The sequence below is a fragment of the Ruegeria sp. CH5 genome, from assembly GCF_056537025.1.
In genome coordinates this window covers 43,480-59,031 of record NZ_JBQFQT010000002.1, presented here as the reverse complement: position 1 = coordinate 59,031, position 15,552 = coordinate 43,480, and the positions used below count along the sequence as shown (strand labels likewise).

The 15,552-nt window shown below is 60.6% G+C and carries 14 protein-coding genes; 5 read left to right on the top strand and 9 right to left on the bottom strand.

Annotated features, from left to right (window positions below; translation table 11 throughout):
- Window positions 1-146: 146 nt before the first annotated feature.
- The 4 genes from xylA to xylF all read right to left on the bottom strand — a co-directional run bounded on the left by xylA (window position 147) and on the right by xylF (window position 4,648).
- Window positions 147-1,454 (bottom strand): xylose isomerase, encoded by a 1,308-nt coding sequence (gene xylA / locus ACR0JC_RS07625; protein WP_170340197.1) that lies wholly within the window; start codon window positions 1,452-1,454, stop codon window positions 147-149.
- A 9-nt stretch (window positions 1,455-1,463) separates the two neighbouring features.
- Window positions 1,464-2,195 carry an ATP-binding cassette domain-containing protein gene (locus ACR0JC_RS07620; protein WP_093965003.1) on the bottom strand — a complete coding sequence of 244 codons (732 nt, stop codon included), beginning with the start codon at window positions 2,193-2,195 and terminating at the stop codon, window positions 1,464-1,466.
- 71 nt (window positions 2,196-2,266) lie between these two features.
- A complete protein-coding gene (locus tag ACR0JC_RS07615; RefSeq protein WP_170340195.1) occupies window positions 2,267-3,565 on the bottom strand; it encodes a sugar ABC transporter permease in 1,299 nt (432 codons plus the stop codon).
- Between the two features lie 63 nt (window positions 3,566-3,628).
- Window positions 3,629-4,648: a D-xylose ABC transporter substrate-binding protein gene (gene xylF, locus ACR0JC_RS07610; RefSeq protein WP_170340192.1), complete on the bottom strand. Its 1,020-nt coding sequence runs from the start codon at window positions 4,646-4,648 to the stop codon at window positions 3,629-3,631.
- Window positions 4,649-4,799: 151 nt separating this feature from the next.
- On the opposite strand from xylF, the gene ACR0JC_RS07605 reads away from it, so the two are divergent.
- On the top strand, window positions 4,800-6,017 hold the full coding sequence (locus ACR0JC_RS07605; RefSeq protein WP_170340190.1) for an ROK family transcriptional regulator: 1,218 nt from the start codon (window positions 4,800-4,802) through the stop codon (window positions 6,015-6,017).
- Window positions 6,007-7,518 (top strand): CRTAC1 family protein, encoded by a 1,512-nt coding sequence (locus ACR0JC_RS07600; protein ID WP_170340188.1) that lies wholly within the window; start codon window positions 6,007-6,009, stop codon window positions 7,516-7,518. Before ACR0JC_RS07605 ends, ACR0JC_RS07600 begins: the two co-directional genes overlap by 11 nt.
- On the opposite strand, the gene ACR0JC_RS07595 is transcribed toward ACR0JC_RS07600, so the two are convergent.
- The 4 genes from ACR0JC_RS07595 to ACR0JC_RS07580 form a co-directional block, all read right to left on the bottom strand.
- Window positions 7,519-8,820: a cytochrome-c peroxidase gene (locus ACR0JC_RS07595; RefSeq protein WP_170340186.1), complete on the bottom strand. Its 1,302-nt coding sequence runs from the start codon at window positions 8,818-8,820 to the stop codon at window positions 7,519-7,521.
- Window positions 8,817-9,773 carry an aldose epimerase family protein gene (locus ACR0JC_RS07590; RefSeq protein ID WP_480763670.1) on the bottom strand — a complete coding sequence of 319 codons (957 nt, stop codon included), beginning with the start codon at window positions 9,771-9,773 and terminating at the stop codon, window positions 8,817-8,819. Before ACR0JC_RS07590 ends, ACR0JC_RS07595 begins: the two co-directional genes overlap by 4 nt.
- The gene (gene xylB, locus ACR0JC_RS07585) at window positions 9,770-11,224 is read right to left on the bottom strand and encodes a xylulokinase (RefSeq protein ID WP_170340181.1); all 1,455 of its coding nucleotides are present in this window, start codon (window positions 11,222-11,224) and stop codon (window positions 9,770-9,772) included. Before xylB ends, ACR0JC_RS07590 begins: the two co-directional genes overlap by 4 nt.
- A gap of 472 nt (window positions 11,225-11,696) precedes the next feature.
- Window positions 11,697-13,190, bottom strand: a complete 1,494-nt coding sequence (locus ACR0JC_RS07580; RefSeq protein ID WP_170340179.1) for a BCCT family transporter — start codon at window positions 13,188-13,190, stop codon at window positions 11,697-11,699.
- A 173-nt stretch (window positions 13,191-13,363) separates the two neighbouring features.
- Here ACR0JC_RS07580 and ACR0JC_RS07575 point away from each other — a divergent pair, with 173 nt between their 5' ends.
- From ACR0JC_RS07575 to ACR0JC_RS07565, 3 genes are all read left to right on the top strand, one after another.
- Window positions 13,364-14,446, top strand: coding sequence for an AI-2E family transporter (locus ACR0JC_RS07575; RefSeq protein ID WP_170340177.1), 1,083 nt, complete (start codon window positions 13,364-13,366; stop codon window positions 14,444-14,446).
- A gap of 72 nt (window positions 14,447-14,518) precedes the next feature.
- Window positions 14,519-14,794 (top strand): hypothetical protein, encoded by a 276-nt coding sequence (locus ACR0JC_RS07570; RefSeq protein WP_170339561.1) that lies wholly within the window; start codon window positions 14,519-14,521, stop codon window positions 14,792-14,794.
- An 11-nt stretch (window positions 14,795-14,805) separates the two neighbouring features.
- The gene (locus ACR0JC_RS07565; protein WP_170340174.1) at window positions 14,806-15,276 is read left to right on the top strand and encodes a phage holin family protein; all 471 of its coding nucleotides are present in this window, start codon (window positions 14,806-14,808) and stop codon (window positions 15,274-15,276) included.
- 15 nt (window positions 15,277-15,291) lie between these two features.
- Here the strand turns inward: ACR0JC_RS07565 and ACR0JC_RS07560 are convergent, their stop codons facing one another.
- Window positions 15,292-15,549 carry a hypothetical protein gene (locus ACR0JC_RS07560; RefSeq protein WP_170340171.1) on the bottom strand — a complete coding sequence of 86 codons (258 nt, stop codon included), beginning with the start codon at window positions 15,547-15,549 and terminating at the stop codon, window positions 15,292-15,294.
- Window positions 15,550-15,552: the final 3 nt, after the last annotated feature.

Genomic DNA, 15,552 nt, shown 5'->3' with positions numbered 1-15,552 from the left:
GGGCACCCACCGCAGAAGACCGATGCCCTCAACACGCATTCGGATATGGCCCGGTGGCGCACAGCCGGTCTTAAGTCATGAATACCGGCTGATTAAACCGAACCAGTCTTAGGCTTCCGGGCGCGGAACCGTTGAACCTTTAGCCGTCAGACAAACCTGTTGACGTAGTTCTCCAAGCGCTCCTGCCTTCCGGATCGAGGCTCGGGATTGGTACCTTCGGCTAACACACGGGCCGCGATTTCATCCAGCGATGAGGCAAGCATCGATTGCGCCTCCGGGCTGTCCCATCCGGAATATCTGTCGGTCAACGCGGCATCAAGCCCGCCATCCTCGATCATCGCGGCCGCGGCCTTCAACCCGCGGGCACAGACGTCCATGCCGCCCACATGCGCCGCGACAAGATCCTCGGGGTCGATCGACTGGCGGCGGATCTTGGCGTCGAAATTCGTGCCCCCGGTCGAAAACCCTCCGGCCTTGAGGATGTAGTAGTAGGCCAACGCGACTTCGGGCACGTTGTTGGGAAACTGGTCAGTGTCCCATCCAGATTGATAATCGTTCCGGTTCATGTCGATCGAACCCAGCATACCCTCGGCCGCCGCCACGGCGATTTCATGTTCAAAGCTGTGGCCAGCCAGGATCGCGTGGCCCTGTTCCAGGTTCAGCTTCACTTCGTCTTCCAGCCCGTATTTCCTGAGAAACCCGATGCAGGTTGCGGCGTCATAGTCGTATTGGTGCTTGGAGGGTTCCTGTGGCTTCGGCTCGACCAGGATGGTGCCCTTGAACCCGATCTTGTGCTTGTAGTCGACCACCATGTTCAGGAACCGTCCCATATGGTCCAGTTCCAGCCCCAGATCGGTGTTCAGCAACGTCTCGTAGCCTTCGCGCCCGCCCCACAACACATAGTTCTCGCCGCCTAGCTTGTGGGTCGCGTCCATACAGGATTTCACGGTTGCTGCGGCAAAGGCAAAGACGTCCGGATCAGGGTTCGTGCTGGCACCCCCCATCCAGCGGCGATGGCTGAACATGTTGGCGGTGCCCCAAAGCAGCTTGGTTCTCGACGCCTGCATCTTTTCACCGATATAGTCGGTGATTTCCTCGAGCGTGCGCAGGTTTTCGGCAAAGCTGCCCTGTTCGGGGCGAATATCCGCGTCGTGCCAGCAGAAATAGGGCTGTCCCAGTATTTCAAACATCTCAAAGGCGACATCGGCCTTCATCCTGGCGCGTCCCATGTCGTCTTGCGGGTGCCACGGGCGAACAAGAGTCGGACCGCCGAACGGGTCTCCGCCCTCCCATGCGAAAGAGTGCCACCAGGCGACGGCAAAGCGCAGATGGTCCTCCATGCGCTTGCCCAACACCACTTCGTCCGGGTCATAGTGACGGAACGCCAGCGGGTTCCGACTGTCTACGCCTTCGTACCGGACCTTTTCGATACCCTCGAAGAAACCGCTTGTCATACCTGCCCCCTATTCCGAGTTTTGACCGGGCTGCTTGCCCAGAATAATCATCGACAGCAGATCGTCGTCGGTCACGTCCGCGATATCGACCGTGCCGACCAGCTTGCCGTTCTTCATGACCGAGGCCCGATCGCACAAATCCATGACCGCATGGACATCATGGTCGATCAGGAAAATTCCGATCCCCTGCGCCTTGAGCTGGTGGATCAGATCGGCCACCATCTGCGTCTCGTGCGGGCCCAAGGCGGCGGTCGGTTCGTCCATGATCAGGATGCGGGCGTTGAAATAGACAGCCCGCGCGATGGCCACCGACTGTCTCTGGCCACCTGACAGAGCCGAAACCGGATCGTTGAACTTCTGAAAGTTGGGGTTCAGCTGCGCCATGATTTTACGGCATTCGGCCTCCATTGCCGCGTCGTTGACCAGACCGAAAGGCGTAGTCATTTCGCGTCCCAGGAACAGGTTCGAGGTGGCGTCCAGATTGTCGGCCAAGGCCAAGGTCTGGTAGATTGTCTCGATATTGTTGGCCCGCGCGTCGCGCGGATTGTTGATCTCGACCGGTTTGCCGTCGATCAGGATCTGCCCGTGGTCCATCTGATAGGCTCCGGACAGGACCTTGATCAGCGTCGATTTGCCAGCCCCGTTGTGCCCAAGCAATCCCACCACCTCGCCGGGATACAGATCGACCGAGACCTGGTCGACGGCCTTGATCCCGCCGAACGAGATCGAAATGTCTCGCATCTCGACCAGAGGTGGTTGCCCGGATCCGCGACCGGATGCCGGCGGCGTTTTCTGAGTTTCCTGCGCTTGCGTCATTTTCCACCCAATCGCTTGCGATAGACGATGTCGATATAGACGGCCAGAACCAGCACGCTTCCGACGACGATGTTCTGGAACGGCGCATCCACGCCGACCATGGCCATGCCCGATTGCAGCGCCTGCATGATCAGCGCACCAAGGATCGCGCCATAGATGGTGCCGATCCCGCCGGACAGGGCGGTTCCACCAATGACCGCAGCCGCGATCACTCGCAGTTCGTCCAGTGTTCCGATGTCGTTGGAATGGTTGGCCAGCCGCGCCGAGGCGACCACTGCCGAAACCGCACACAGGAAGCCCATCAGCGCAAAGATCTTGACGGTCAGCAGGCGGGTATTGATACCCGACAGCTCGGCTGCGTCCGGGTTGCCGCCGGTCGCGAAGATATAGCGCCCAAAACGGGTTTTGCGGGCCACGACCGTCAGGGTCACAGCGACGATGATCAGGATCAGGACCGAGATCGGGATGCCGTACCCGACGATCAGGCCCTCGGGCATCGTCTCGCCGCGGGCTTCGAACATACGCTGCAACCGGCGCGTCGGAATGGCATAGCTGTTCAGGATGTACACATATCCCAGGATGCTTGCGGCAATGATACCGGCGAGCGTTGCCTCGGCCCAGACGGGTTTGACCGGGAAGCCATGCGCCGCCTTGGCCCGGCGGCTGCCCCACAGCGCCCAGATCGCAATGGCCGCCGCAAACAACCCGAACAGCCAGCTTGCCGTTGTTCCCAACGTTCCGTTCGTTCCCCCGAACATCATGAAATTACTGTCCAGCGGCCCGATTGTCTGCCCGCTTGTCAGATACCAGGCGACGTTGCGCCAGACCAGAAAGCCACCCAAAGTCACGATGAACGCCGGAATGGTCAGGTAGCCGACCATCCAGCCATGAAACGCTCCGATCAGCGTTCCGATGGCAAGACCGACCAGAATGGTGATGATCCAGGTGGCGGGATGGTCCAGACCCATCCCCAACACGCGCGGCAACAACTCGGTCTGCGTCATGGCCATTACCGCCGAGGTGGTCGCCAGCAAAGCGCCAACGGACAGGTCGATGTGCCGGGTTACGATGATGAACACCATACCGCAGGCCATGATCGCCACCGAAACCGATTGGATCGACAGGTTGAACAGGTTGCGGGGCGTCAGGAACCGCCCGTCAGTGACGATATTGAACCCGATGCACAGGATCACGAATGCGCCGATCATGCCCAAAAGCCGCATGTCCAGTTCCAGCTGCTGGAACAGGCTTGGCTTGGTTTTCTGAGGTATCGGCTGAGACGAAGTTTCGGTCATTTCCGATCTTTCATATTCAGCAAGGGTCCCCGGCCCGCCCATGCAGGCCGGGGACTTTGGAGTTTAGTTGCAGGGTGCGGGGCCGTTCTCGACGCCTTGGCACAGATCTTCCAGCGCGATCCATCCGGCATCCACAACAACCGACAGATTGTCCTTGGTGATCGGAACCGGAGCCAGGAAGACAGAATTCATCGTCGTTCCACCCGGCGAGGTCCAGCTGACCACTCCGTCGATTTCCGACGGGTCGGTGCCACTGCTGAGTGCGACGGCAATCTCGCCGGCGGCCTTGCCCAGTTCGCGTGCGTCCTTCCAGACGGAAACGGTCTGCGTACCCAAGGCTACGCGGTTCAGCGCGGCGTGATCGCCATCCTGACCCGACACTGGGATACCTTCCATGCCCTGCGCGGTCAGCGCCGCGACAACGCCACCTGCGGTCCCGTCATTCGACGCGACAACCGCATCGACCTTGTTTTCATTGGCGGTCAGGATCTGTTCCATGTTCCGCTGCGCATTGGCGGGCAACCAGCCATCGGTATAGGCTTCACCGACGATCACGATGTCACCGCTGTCCAGCGCCGCCTGAAGGATTTCCTGCTGACCACCGCGCAGGAAGTCCGCGTTCGGATCCGTAGGCGAACCCTTGATCATGACGTAGTTGCCCTTGGGCATCGCCTCGTACACGGCGCGCGCCTGCATGCGTCCCACTTCGACATTGTCGAAGGTCAGGTAGAAGGCGCGATCGTCCTCGATCAGGCGGTCGTAGGCGATGACGGGAATGCCCTCATCCGCGGCGGCCTGTACGGCCGGACCGATGGCCTGCGCGTCCTGCGCCAGAATGATCAGAGCGTCCACACCCTGTGCGATCAGGCTTTCGATGTCCGACAGCTGCTTGGCCGCGGACGACTGGGCGTCCGCCGAGATATATTCGGCCCCACCGGCCTCAAGCGCAGACTTGATTGCCGCTTCGTCCGTCTTCCAGCGCTCTTCCTGAAAGTTGGACCAGCTTACACCGACGACCGGCTCGGCAAAGACAGCCGAGCCAACCATGGCAACAGCAGCTGAAAAGCTGAGAATTCGTTTCATGATTTCCTCCCGTTGATGGGGCCATCGCGTCATGATTCGCGGCCCTCGTATTTCTGCGTATCATATTTATTTCAGCGGGTAAAATATTTACTCTGTTCGTGGACCTCAAATCCCAATAGATTGAGGCCAACAGAAGATTCGCGGAGACAAGATGCTGAAAAGCAAGGCTTCTCAAAACTCGCTGGACCAACGGAATGCCACGCGCCTGCGGGTGTTGGAGCATATCCGGACCAAGGGATCGATTTCGCGGATCGACATCGCATCGGCCCTGCAGACCAGCCCGGCGACCGTCACCGCTGCAACCGCTGACCTGATTTCCGCCGGCCTGGTCCGAGAGACCGAAGGCGAGGCGCATTCCAAATCTGCCAAACGCGGGCGGCCGCGGGTTCTTCTGCAACTGGACGGGCCCTCCTATCTTGTGGCGGGCCTCAAGGTCGCGCGCCAGGTCATCTCGGTCATCCTGGTCGATTTCGAAGGCAACGAAGTCACCTCGCACATGTACGCCTTGCAAGATGCCAGAATGTCTCCGCGCGATTTCGTCCGCACTGTGCGCCTTGCGCTTGAGGAGACCTGCGCAAAGATCGACCGTACGATCGACGGGCTTTCAGGTGTTTCCATAGGCATCGCCGGTTTGGTCGATGCCGAGAGGAATTTCGTGCATTGGTCATCTTCGATCACCGAGCGCAATGTGAACTTCGCCGCGTTTCTGGACGAAGGCCTGCCGTGCCCGGCCTTCATCGAAAACGATGCGAACCTGGTGGCCAAGGCCGAACAGCTGTTCGGGCTGGGCAAGGGCCTGTCGAACTTTCTTGTCGTCACGATCGAGCACGGTGTCGGACTGGGCATCGTTCTGGACGGCAAGCTGTTCCGGGGCAACCACGGCTGCGGGGCCGAATTCGGGCACGCCAAGGTCCAGTTGGACGGGGCGCTGTGCCAATGCGGGCAACGGGGATGCCTCGAGGCCTATGTCGGCGACTATGCTTTGATCCGAGAAATGACGGTCGCCGGGCAAAGCAGCGCGCTGGAAACCGTTTCCGACATTCACGACCGTGCGCACGCCGGAGACCAACGGGCGATTTCCGTTCTGGCCCGCGCCGGCCAGATGTTCGGCTTGGGCCTGTCCAACCTCATCAATCTGTTTGCCCCCGATTGCATCATTCTGTCCGGAGCCCAGGTCAGCTTTGAGCACCTATGTTCGGACGACGTGATGGCGCGCATTCGAAACGGAGTTGTGAATGTCGACACCGCCCTGCCCGAGATCAAGGTGCATCATTGGGGCGACCTCATGTGGGCCAAGGGCGCGGCGGCCTACGGGATCGAACAAGTGTCGATCCTAAAGGTGCAGGAGATCGCAGCCCATGCGAGCTGAACTCGCCTTGGTGGCGGCCCTCGCCACGACCGCCAGTGCCGATCCTGCCGTTCCCCGGTATCAACCGATCGACATTCCCTCTCATGTCTACGACGGCGGTTGGGAGCATTTCGTGGGTGGCGGCGTCGCGGTTTTCGACTGCAGCGGGGACGACTTGCCGGAACTCTTCCTTGCTGGTGGGGCGAACCCATCGCAGCTGTTCCGAAACACCTCTCGGGCGCAAATCTCCTTTCAGGCAAGCACGCCAGAGTCGCTGTCGCTGACAGGTGTGACCGGCGCCTACCCAATGGACATCGACGGCGACGCCATCTTGGACCTTGTGGTTCTGCGCGTTGGGGCGGACCTGTTGCTCAAAGGTGGGCCCGATTGCCAGTTCAGCCCATTCGCGGGGCTTGGGTTTGAGCCCGATGACCACTGGACCACAGCCTTCTCGGCCACGTGGGAACCCGGGCAGGCACTGCCCACTCTGGCCTTCGGAACCTATGTGGACCGCGACAATCCGAATGGCCCATTCGAGGCCTGCGGCCCCACTCTGCTGTACCGCCCCTTTGGTGAAACCTATGGCCCGCCCGTTCGGCTGGAACCCGGATACTGTGCGCTGTCGGCTTTGTTCTCGGATTGGGGCCGGACCGGGCGCGCGGATCTGCGGATCAGCAACGATCGGCACTACTATGTCCGTGACGGACAGGAACAGATGTGGGCGATGGAAGACACTCCGCGCCTGTATGATCAGGCCGAAGGCTGGTTGCCTTATTCGATCTGGGGCATGGGCATTGCGTCGCGTGATCTGACGGGGGATGGCTATCCCGATGTCTACCTGACCTCGATGGGAGATCAGAAATTCCAGATTTTCGACCCCGAGGCCGGCGGTCCCACATGGCGTGATGCGACCTATGACAAGGGCACGACCGCACATCGGCCGCACATCGGCGCGGACGGGCGACCATCGACCGGTTGGCACGCGCAATTCGCGGATGTGAACAACGATGGGCGTGACGACATTTTCGTCGCGAAGGGCAATGTCGAGCAGATGCCGGATGCGGCTCAGGACGATCCCAACAGCCTGTTGCTGCAGCTGGAATCCGGTCAGTTTTTCGAATCCGCGGCTGGGGTCGGTGTGGCATCGATGGCAAAATCTCGCGGCGCCGCGCTGCATGATCTGAACAATGACGGCTGGTTGGACTTGGTTGTGGTCAATCGCGGATCACCCGCCGAAATCTATCAGAACCAGCCCGCAACAGGGAACTGGGTCATGGTGGATCTGGGCCAGCTCGACGTCAATTCGCAGGCCATCGGCGCCTTTGTCGAAGTCCGGACCGCTGCCGGAATTCAGACCCGCGAGATCACGATCGGCGGAGGCCATGCCAGCGGGATGGCAGGGCCGCATCATTTCGGTCTGGGCGACGCCAGGACCGTGGACATTCGTGTCGTCTGGCCCGGCGGAGACCGCTCGGACTGGGAGACATACGACACCAACCGGATCATCCGACTGCGGCGCTGATCACTTGTCGACTGGCAGCCCACTGGGCACCCGCTCTGGTACACCCAGCCGTTCGGCGGGATCCTCCAGTGCAGCCAGAAAGCTCAGGATGTCGTCAATCTCTGCATCTGACAGGGCAATCGGTTGCAGTTCGTTGGCCGCGGCGATGGCATCGACCAAGGCCGGATCCTGTAGCGGCCGTTGATCATCGGCTCCGGGAAAGACAGGCAGCTCTGCCATTTCGATCGAGTAGCGCCGCAACGCGCCTTCGGGGTCAAGGTGGTGCCTAACCACGTCCTCGAGCCGAGCATAGGCGCCATCGTGGCCATAGGGCGCAGTCAGCGTCACATTGCGCAGCGACGGTGTCCGGAACGCAAACGCATCTTCGGCTGCTCCGGTTACGCGCAGTCGACCATCATCCCGGACGTGGTTTTCAAAACGAGCAGCTTTTCCCGGGCCGATCTGCGGCATCGCGATCGCATGAAACCCGTGGTCAGTCTGAAACCACCCCGAATGGCACGATCCGCAACCGGCCTTGCCGTAAAACAGCTGCATGCCGCGCGCCGCGTCGGGCGGCAGAGGTTCCTCTCCGCGCATCGCGCGATCAAAGGCGCTATTGTCGGCGCGCCATTCAAAGGCGATGAAATCGGCAATCGCGTTGGCGATGGCTACGAACGAGACCTCCTTTTCGGGGGTCACGTCGCGGAACATCCTTTGATAATCCGGAACCGCAGCCACACGACCGGCGATCAGGTCCCATGCACCACCCTGTTGCGTCAGAAAGCCCAGCCGTACCGCCTTGCTGATCGGGTTTTCCGAATAATGTCCGGCCATTTCATCCGGCGACAGAACCGGGAACATGGCCTGAGCCGCCAATGCCGAGCGGAACCCCGGCCGCATATGCTGCCCCAACGGTGTTCTGATGCCGAAAGGTTGCTCTGGATCATCCTCGAGCCTGCCGTCGTGAAAGAACGTCGTGAACTCGGTCGCGCCAAGGTTCCAGAGGGCCGGGGAATTGCGCGGGATGCGCTGTTCGGGCCGGTTGTCAGACCCAAGCCCGCGGGCGCTGCCCAGCCCAATCCCGCCTTCGCCGATGCCCAGCGACATCCCGTCCGAGGTCCCAAACCTTGGGTGGTGGCAGGTGGCGCAACTGATATTTTCGTTTCCCGACAGGATCGGGTCGTAGAACAGCATTTGGCCCAGTTCCACGATGGCAAGGTCGGGCTCGATGAACTCGGGAGCCGGGCCCAGGTTCTGGGCCGCTGTCCCGGTGGCAAAGCTGGCAAGAACAGCCAAGGCCGATAAGGAACGGAACACGCTCATGCCCCTGCCTCGGATATCTCAAGCATCAGCGTCTGGTGATACGGTTTTTCGGGCGTACATATGATCGATGGAAACGCGGGGACGTTCGGCGCATTCGGATAGCCCGATGGCTCGATACAGAGCCCGGCATGCGGTGCAAATGGCGCGGACAAATGGGCGGCAGAGTAGACCTGCGCCCCGGGCTGATCGGAATGGACCGTCATCGTCAGACCCGACGGCGCCGCAAAGGTGGCAACCGGTTGGGTCACCATGCCGCGGGTGCCGAACAGGAAGAAGTGATCGAGGTCCGTAGCGACCTGTCCGATCGGCTGGGGGGCCGCGAAATCCAGCCCGACCGATGCAGAGTCGACGATCCCGCCAGACGGTATCCCCTGATCGTCCAGCTCCAAGTGACGATCCGACACCAACTGCAATCGGTGCTCCGAGATGCCTAGAGCAGACTCCAACGTGTAGTAGTTGTGTTGCGCAATGCTGATCGGGGTCGGCCTGTCCGGCCAGGCAGAGATCGAATATGTCAGGCGAGGGAAATCCAACCGGACCCTGACCTCGAAGCGCACAGCCCCCGGAAATCCGCCCGCGCCGTGGGGCGAGACATGGACCAGCACCGCCTCGCACGGCGAAAGCTGCTCGACCTGCCAGAACTGGCGCGAGAGCCCTTCTGCCCCCCCATGCAGCGTATTCGACCCTTCGTTCGCAATCAGCGCATGATGGGTGCCGTCCAGATCGAACCCTGCGCCGCCGATCCGGTTGGCAACCCGCCCGACGAGCGCGCCCAGATAGAACGGGTCGTTCAGGTATTCGGTCGGGTCGTCATAGCCAAGGATCAGCGTTTGGCCCTTGTACCACCACCCTTGCGTGATCGCTCCATAGCCCAGCAATGACACCCGCATGTCCCCGTCTTGCAGGACGATAACCGGGATATCAGTGCAATCATTGCGACTTTTGTTCATCATCCAGCCAATGGCGCCAGCGCCTTGTAATACGCTCTGTATCGTCTGTAGGCGCTGTCATAGGCTTCGGTCAAATCACTCTGCGGCTCGATGACGGCGTCGATCTCTGGTGGGGTCATGACCTGTTCGGGTGTTGCGTCCCCGGCAGCGCACATGGCCAGCCGCGCGGCACCAGTCGCAGCCCCGAACGCGCTCCCCTTGGGCAGGGCCAGCGGCACATTCAGCGTGGTGGCGATGGTCTGAAGCCAATATCGGGACCGCGCACCGCCGCCTACGGCAATCAACTGCGACGGTTCGGTGCCTGTGCTCCTCAGAGCCTCAAGGCAATCCCGCATTGCAAAACCGACGCCCTCCATCACCGCCTGCACCAGATCCGCCGACCCCGAGGCGATGTCGAGGCCCAGAAAAGCCCCTCGGATGGCGCTGTCATTGTGCGGCGTCCGCTCGCCGGACAGGTAGGGCAGAAAGGTCAGCGCCGACGGCCCGCTTGGCTGGGCGGGAAGCGCCCCTGCCAGCGCCTCGACCGACTGGCCGAGGTTGCGCGACAGCCAGTTCAGGCTGTTGGTCGCCGACAGGATGACGCCCATCTGTATCCACCGGTGAGGCACCGCATGGCAAAAGCAATGAACCGCCGTCTCGGGTGCCGGTGCATAGCTGTTCCGGGCCATCAGCAGCACACCCGAGGTGCCAAGAGACAAAAACCCGGACCCTTCGTCGATGCTGCCGATACCGCAAGCGGCCGCGGCGTTGTCGCCAGCACTGCCAGCGACCACAACCGGGCCGGACAGCCCCCATTCCCGAAGCAGTTCCTCCCGCAGCTCGCCACCATGGTCAGTGCCCTCGACCAGTCGCGGCATCTGATCGGGCCTCATGTGACCCAACTCCAGCGCCCTGTCCGACCAGTCTCGCGCGCCGACATCCAGCCAGGACGTTCCCGCGCTGTCGGACATGTCACTGACATATTCCCCGGTCAGCCAGAACCGCAGAAAATCCTTCGGCAACAACACCATGGCCGTTCGGGCGAACAGGTCGGGTTCATGGGCACGGACCCATTCCAGCTTGGGCGCGGTGAACCCGGGGAACACGATATTGCCCGTGATCTCGCGCATCCCGGGGGTCTGGTCCAACTCTTTGGCCTCTTGCGCCGATCTGGTGTCATTCCACAGAATGCACGGCCGCAGGACGGTGCCGTCCCGATCCAACAGCGTTGCGCCGTGCATGTGGCCACTCAGTCCGATCGCCCGCAGTTGCGCCAGTGCATCGCCGTTCGTCTCACGCAGCCGGCCCATGACGGTCGCGCAGGCGTCGATCCAGTCCTGCGGGGCTTGTTCGGACCATCCCGATTGCGGGTTCGACGTAGCGATCTCAGCCTCAGCCTCGGCCAGAACCTGCCCGGCCTCGTCCACAAGAATTCCCCTGAGACCAGAGGTCCCCAGATCCAAACCCAGATACACGAGACGCGCCCTCACCAACATTATTTTAGTTGGTAAAATTATTAACCGAGATCAGAAAATGTCAACACCGGAATCCGCCGCGCAAATTCATACGAGACAAATAGGGCGGAACGTTCGGCCCCACCAGGCTTCTTTGATCGGCAGCGGATCAGCCAGTACTCTGCCAATAGGCTGTTTGCGCGCTGAAGACGTAGTTCGCTGTAGTTTGCCAACTCTTGCGCATGCTGCCCTATATCTCCGAGATCAAGGCGGGAGTCTCATTGCATGACGACCGCAGCATGGGGCATGGCTGCAATTCAACCTGCAGGGAAAACGCGCGCGTTCTTTGGGTTACCCCCATCAGGTTTGATGGATGGCGACATCCCTTTTCCGGCAAACGGGCCTCAGGGATCCGGGCGCAGGCACAGCCAGATCAGAAAGCCCAGGTACAGAAAGACGGTGACGTTCAAAACGGTATCCAGAAACTCACCTGTCATGGTCTTTCCTCTCGCGCCAGCACCCGGAACAGACAGACCACCAGAACCGGGACGATGAAAACAAAGGCGATCGCCGAAATTGCGATCACAGATCTCACCAGCCCGATATCTCCGACAAAGACCATGGCAAGCCCCAACGCACCCAGAATTGTCCCCCACACCGTGCGGATCCGGGGAGACGGGTTTTCATCACCACCGGTTCCGATCATCGCAAGGGTAAATCCGGCGCTGACAACGCTGGTGACCACAAACAGAAACGCCGCGACGATGGTCGCTGTCTGCGTTAGCCCCGACAGTGGAAACCGCTGAAGCAAAGCGAATGTGGTCGCATCCAGGTTCTGCTGATTGACCACGGACAGGGAGCCTTGCTGCCGCAGCGCATCAAAAAACCCAAGCCCGCCAAACACGCCAAACCAAAGGATCGAGAACAAGGTTGGTGCGACGATCACACCCAGAAGAAACGCCCGGATCGTTCGGCCCCGGGAAATCCGGGCGATGAAGATGCCGACGAACGGCGACCAGGCCAGCCACCAGATCATGTAGTTCAGAGTCCAATCCTGGAACCAGTTGACGAGATCGTCACCAAAGAACTCGGCCGTGGCAAACCCGGCTGGCAGAACGTGGAACACGTATCTCCCGAAGCCGCTCACGATACCGTTCATCAGGTATGAGGTGGGGCCAAGGATCAACAGATAGATCATCATTGCCACGGCAATCAGCATCGCAGCATTGGACAGTTTGGCCATGCCGTCCCCCAAATCCCGGCGCAGAGGGATGACAAAGGCCACACACATGGCGAAAAAGACCGGAAGCGTCAGAGCCCCCGAATCCGCCACGCCGAGCAATCCGGCCAGCCCGGTTTGAACCTGAAACACTCCCATTGCCAGCGAGCCAGCCAACCCCACGGCAATGGCAACGATTGACAGAAGATCAAAGCCCCAGCCCATCGCCCGAACCCACTGGGCCGACCCAAGAGCGTCGTTCAACGGCGCGCTCAGCAGCAGAGTGCCCCCACGGCGGAAGGCGAAATAGGCAATGATCAGACCGACCACCCCGTAGATTGCCCAGGCATGAAAGCCCCAATTCAGGTAGGTTACGAACAGAGCGTTTCCGGCGGCCCTCGGATCTGGCTCGTATTTTCTGAGCTCTTCGAAATGAGTCAGCGGCTCGGCCGCACCATAAAACAGCAGCCCAACCCCCATCCCGGCCGCAAACAGCATGGCGATCCATGCGGGGGTCGAAAACTCGGGCTCGGCACCATCCGGCCCCAACCGGATGCGCCCAAAGCGCGAAAAGGCCAGAAACAGCGCGACGAACAACAGGCCGCTGGCCTCGAGCATGATGAACCAACCCCGGCTTACGAACTGCGTCGCAACCGCGGCAGACGCCAACCGGCCCAGCCCCGCCGGGTCGACAAGGCCCCAAATCGCAATGCCTGCGCTGATCGCAAGCGCGATGACAAGCAGCGAATTGGTTGATGTGCGGCGCATGGGCTTTGGTCCTTGGATTTGATCCAAAGCCGAGCGTAGAGACCCGCTTGCAACCTGTCCAGAAATCAACTCTTTCGAGAATTTTGTTTGAGAACAGCCAAATATCTGTGCCTAATGGCGGAACCGACCAACGGTGGCGGGCCGCAATGGTGCTGAGCCCGCAGGAGACGTGCATGGCAACTCAACCCAAGGCCGACAACCAGCGCGTGGGCAAGCCTGGGCTGACCTTCTGGTATCAGCTGGTTGTTCTGCTGTTTCTGACCATCGCGTCATTGGTGCTGGCGTCCTCGGTTCTGATACCGCTTTCTTTCGCCATACTGTTGTTTGTGCTGCTTACTGCAACATCTGACCGGATCCACCGGATCGTCATTCTGGGCCATTCCGTACCGAAATGGATGGCGCATCTTGGGGCCTTGTGCCTGATCCTGTTTGGATTGCTGATCATCCTGTCGATCCTGTCCAGCCAGGCCGGTCTGGTGTCCGAGGCTTTCCCGAAATACGAAGAGCGCCTGTCCGGTATCCTGGCAAAACTTGTCGCCCTCGTCGGCAACGAGAACTATGCCGCGGCCCAGAAGGCGCTGAGCCAGATCAACCTGTCGGGTTTTGCCGGCAGCATCATCGGATCCGCTGGCGCCTTCCTCAGCGCCTTCTTCCTTGTGCTGCTCTACGTGCCGTTCATGCTGGTTGAACGCCTGCCGATGCAGACCAAGATTGACCTCGCGATCTCGGATCCAAGGCTTGCCAACAAAGTTCGCAACGTGCTGCACAGCACGTCCGCCAGCATCCAGCGCTATGTCGGGATCAAGACTTTCGTCAGCGCGCTAACCGGGTTCGGCAGCTTTCTTGTCATGTGGGCGGTTGGGTTGGATTTCGCCGAGACCTGGGCGGTTCTGGCCTTTCTGTTGAATTTCATCCCCACGGTCGGCTCGATCATCGGTGTCGCCCTGCCCTCTCTGGTCGCTCTTGTCCAGTTCGAGGAACTAAGCCCGTTCCTGATGGTGCTGTTGGGATGCGGGGCCGTGCAATTCTCGGTCGGAAATATTCTTGAGCCGACCTTGCTGGGCAAAAGTCTGAACTTGTCCCCTCTCATGGTCATACTGGCCCTGACATTCTGGACCGCGATCTGGGGCATTCCCGGTGCGCTGATGAGCGTGCCGATCACTGTCTGCATCATGATCATTCTGACCCACATTCCGGCCACGCGCCCCATCGCCATACTGATGTCGGGCGATGGCCGCGTGGGTCCCAAAGACTGATCTCGATGCCGCCAAACTGGATTATCGGCCCATCGCCCGCGCGACTGGCCGCTTCACGAAAGGACAACGCCAATGGTTACCAAAGCGGAACTTGAACAGCAGGTCGCTGAGTTGAAGCGGCAGCTTGAGGAGCAGGCCGAGGACAAAAAATCGGGCGCGCGCAAGGCGGGCGAAAAGGTGAAAGAGGCCGTCCAGGACATTCCCGATAAGTTGTCGGCCGAGTTCGAAGACTGGTCCGGTGAGATCGAGACCGCGCTGGCCGAGTTGGATGCCATGCCACACAAGAAAGCCATCCTGTTCGCCCTGGGCGTTTTTGCTCTGGGCTACGTGATCGGTCGGTCCAGGTAGGAGACAGTCAGATGAGCCGCATTTCCCGAAACATTTCCATCATCCTGCGCACCGAACGGCTGATCGCTCAGCGGAACATGACCGTCTTGGCCAAACGCGCAGGCTTTTTCGCCGCAGCCGGATTGGCGGGCGGGTTGGCCATCATCATGCTGAATGTCGCGGGCTATCTTGCTCTGGCGTCAGTGATGTCCAAGCCGTTGGCTGCACTGGTCATCGCCCTGATCAACCTGATCGTGGCGCTGATACTCGCGGCTATCGCCAACTCGGTCAGCGCCGAGGCCGACACTGCGCCAGTAGCAGAACTGCGCGACATGGCGATCGGCGATATCGAGGCCGAGGTTCAGGACATGATGTCAGAGGCTCGCGAGACGGTCCGCGACCTTAGAACCGTCTCACGCGACCCTCTGGGAACGCTTGCCCCCGGGGTGGTGACCATGATCGCAAGCGCCGTTCTGAAACACCTGAAGAACCGCAAAGAGTAAGCGGCGACTGTCGCCCTAGACGGTCGCCCCTTTCTGGCGGATCAGACAGCCAATGCTGCTGGCGCACACACCGACCAGCACGCCGATGATCAGCTCCATGGGCTCGACCTTGGCAAAGGCCCAATGGGCGAAAGCCAGGGTTTCCAGTATGCCGATCACCGCGCCCATGGTCGCGGCCAACCACAGTTGGCGGGTCATCATGCCCACCGCAAGGCCCAGAATGCCGGGCAGGCTCAGGATGTTGCCGCCGATTGTTCCAAGAATCTCAAGCATGTC